The 3669-nt window shown below is 41.9% G+C and carries 3 protein-coding genes; all 3 read right to left on the bottom strand.

The genetic code is table 11. From position 1 onward, the window contains the following. Positions 1–22: 22 nt before the first annotated feature. Positions 23–799 (bottom strand): TIGR03915 family putative DNA repair protein, encoded by a 777-nt coding sequence (locus tag RDS42_RS13300; protein ID WP_308784080.1) that lies wholly within the window; start codon positions 797–799, stop codon positions 23–25. After that, positions 789–2114, bottom strand: a complete 1326-nt coding sequence (locus RDS42_RS13295; RefSeq protein WP_308784079.1) for a putative DNA modification/repair radical SAM protein — start codon at positions 2112–2114, stop codon at positions 789–791. Before RDS42_RS13295 ends, RDS42_RS13300 begins: the two co-directional genes overlap by 11 nt. Positions 2115–2268: 154 nt before the next feature. Further along, positions 2269–3588: an aspartate kinase gene (locus tag RDS42_RS13290; RefSeq protein WP_308784078.1), complete on the bottom strand. Its 1320-nt coding sequence runs from the start codon at positions 3586–3588 to the stop codon at positions 2269–2271. Positions 3589–3669 lie beyond the last annotated feature (81 nt).

The raw sequence follows: 3669 nt of genomic DNA, 5'->3' as shown, positions 1-3669 counted from the left end.
ATTTCAATTTTTTCAGTTATTTCTATTCATAAAATTCCAGCATATTTGAACGAAACTTCAACGGTACAAACTGTTTTTGCAGTTTCAGATCTGTTCTTTCTTTTATCGTAATACAGGAACAAAATGCTCTCCACAATTCTTCATATTCATCAGGAGCTTCCAGAGATTCCCCTTCGTTCCTATTAAATACTGTCTGCACATAAACACAGCATTCTTTCCCTTTTTCATGCACAAGAATTTTTTCTCTTCCTTCATCATAGATCATCCAGTTTTCATTTGGAAAACGATTGGAAAAATGAGTACCTAAAAATTCCAGAATATCATTTTCCGGATGAATAACCGAAGCCAAAATCCCTCCTGCCATCTGCCGAAAACGGACAAAACCATAAAATCGATGAATTTCATGCCAGACCTTAATCCTCAAAGACGATACCAGGCTTACCGCCGGGTCTGCCAGTGCTTCCAGTACATACCTGTCACAACGATTTCCCCCTAATGCCTTTCTCAAAAGATAAAACACAGCCGTTCCCTTATCCGGATGTACAGAGACTGACGCATAACAGATTGCCTCATATACCTGTTCCCCCAGCTTTCGTCTTACAGTTCTTGCTACCTTTACAGCCTTTTCGCTGTCAGACGTAATATCCACCCTATCTGCAAATAATTCCGGATACTCCGGCTCTTCCACTGCAATTTTCACTGAGATTCCTTTGTTTTCCCAATGCCATCCATCATAAACTGCTGTAAAAATACCTTCTATGGAATTATCACAAACCAGGATTTTCTTCTCATATACCACCTGACAACACCTCATTTCTGTCCATTATCATCTTATCGTCATCAAACAGAGAAAGCTGTCTGTATGTGATTTCCGAAGAAGAAAAAGGCCTCTTTCCGGATTCCAGAATGTTCCTTACAATATAATCTTCCTCCAGCTTTATCGGATACATCTGTCGGCCGTTACAGGTGATAAAATAAACAGCCCGCTTCAGAACAACTCCAATCTTCTTAAGTTCCGGAAAATCCAGAGAATGATGCCTTCTGGCCCCAACAATTCTTCTGGCTGACTTTTCTCCTATTCCCGGCACTCTGAGAAGAGTCCTGTAGTCTGCTTTATTGATTTCTACCGGAAAATACTGCAGATGGCTTATTGCCCAATCACACTTGGGATCAAGAAACAAATTAAAATTCGGATGTTCCTCTGTCAGAAGTTCTTCTGCCCGGAATCCGTAAAACCGAAGCAGCCAATCCGCCTGATACAATCTGTGTTCACGCAGAAGCGGCGGTCCCTGAGGAAGCACCGGAAGATCTTTATCTTCATTGACAGCCACAAATGCAGAATAAAAAACCCGTTTTAAAGAAAACTTCCTATATAGTGCTTCTGCTGTGGACACAATCTGAAAATCGCTTTCCCCAACTGCTCCGATGATCATCTGTGTGCTTTGCCCTGCCGGAACAAACTCCGGAGCATGGCGGTAAACCGTCAGCTCCCTCTTATTTTCCTCACAAACAGTCTGAATCTGCTTCATAGGACGCAATATGGTCTGTCGGCTTTTGTGAGGAGCAAGTTTCTTCAGTCCCTCCGCAGTAGGCAGTTCCAGATTCACACTCATACGGTCAGCCAGATACCCTGCTCTGCAGATCAGTTCCGGAGAAGCGCCAGGAATTGCCTTAAGATGAATATATCCCTGAAAATGATACTGGTTTCTTAAAATTTCTGCTGATCGGATCAGCTCTTCCATTGTGGCATCCGGAGAGTCCTTAACTCCTGAACTGAGAAATAATCCTTCAATATAATTTCTCCGGTAAAATTCTATAGTAAGACGACTGATCTCTTCCGGAGTGAAGCTCGCCCGAACCACATCATTCGATGCCCGGTTCACGCAGTATTTACAATCAAATACACATTCATTGGTATAAAGAACTTTTAATAAACTAATGCAGCGTCCATCCCCAGAAAAACTATGACAGATTCCCGCGGTGATACTGTTGCCGATGCCGGAACCATCACCTTTCCTGTCTGTTCCGCTGGAAGTACAGGCAACATCATATTTCGCTGCATCTGACAGAATTTCCAGTTTCTCCATCAGGCTCATTGACTCCTTGTATATCATCGTGCGCACCTCCGAACATTTGTTTGTTTTATTTTATACCAAACAGATGTTCCTGTCAAGCCACAAAAAATAAAACTGCTTAATCCTGTTTAAATCTCTGCAAAAAAATACAGAGAGATCCTTTCCGGCTGGAAATTTTCTCTCTGCATTTTTATTAAATCTGTGTCATCACGAAAATATCATAGATTGCTTTTACTGCTGTTTCAAAATCACGATTCTCAACACCTATGATAATATTCAGCTCACTGGATCCCTGGTCGATCATTTTTACATTTACATGTGCGTGTGCAAGAGCTGCAAACACACGTCCGGCTGTTCCTCTCTGAGATTTCATGCCTCTTCCTACGACTGCGATCAGAGCAAGATCTGACTCCATCTCCACAAAGTCCGGCTGGACTGCTCTGTGGATCCCTGCAATCACCTGCTGTTCCTTTTCCTCAAATTCATCCTGATGAACATAAACAGTCATTGTATCAATTCCTGAAGGAACATGCTCAAAACTAATTCCCTGATCTTCAAATACCTGGAGGACTTTTCTTCCAAATCCGACTTCACTGTTCATCATAGACTTTTCGATATTGATGGAGCAGAATCCCTTTTTTCCTGCAATTCCCGTAATCACATATCGGGGTTTCCGGCAGGTGCTTTCTACAATAAAAGTTCCTTTGTCATCCGGGCGGTTTGTATTTCTGATATTGATAGGGATACCTTCTTTTCTCACAGGAAAGATAGCTTCCTCATGAAGAACAGTAGCGCCCATATAAGACAGTTCCCGCAGTTCTCTGTATGTAATTGTTTCTATCACAGCCGGATCATCCACGATTCTTGGATCTGTCACAAGAAATCCTGATACATCTGTCCAGTTTTCGTAAACGTCTGCCTGAACAGCCTTTGCAACAAGGGAACCTGTTACATCAGAACCTCCTCTGGAAAATGTTTTTACTGTTCCATCCTCCATAGCTCCATAAAATCCCGGAATAACCGCATTAGCACATTTTCCAAGACGTTTACTTAAAAGCCTGTCCGTTTTTTCAGAATCAAAATTTCCATTTTTGTCAAAACGTATCACTGCGGCCGCATCTACAAACTCATAGCCCAGATACGCTGCCATGATTTTTCCATTCAGGAACTCTCCCCTTGACGCCGCATATTCGGTTCCTGCCTGTGCCTGGAAGTCTTTTTCGATCTGGTCAAATTCCTCCTCAAGAGAAAGCTCCAGTTTCAGTCCTCTGATGATCTCATAATATCTTTCCTTGATTTCTTTAAAAATACCACTAAATTCTTTTCCTTTTGCAGCCTTATCGTAGCAGGCATAAAGAAGATCTGTAACTTTCGTATCTCCTGAAAATCTCTTTCCCGGTGCAGACGGCACCACATAACGTCTGCTCTCATCACTGCGGATGATCTCTCCCACTTTGCAGAACTGCTCTGCGTTTGCCAGAGAACTTCCTCCAAATTTTACAACTTTTTTCATTATAATTTCCTCCTCACCCTTTTTCATTCCTTTTCAGCTTTAACATATAAAAGTATGTTTCTTATTTTATTGAAAAAAGGG

This window comes from uncultured Blautia sp., from assembly GCF_902497045.1.
In the GTDB taxonomy this organism is placed as follows: Bacteria; Bacillota; Clostridia; order Lachnospirales; family Lachnospiraceae; genus Blautia_A.
The sequence above is the reverse complement of the archived record's forward strand: the minus strand, read 5'-3'. Positions and strand labels throughout refer to the sequence as shown.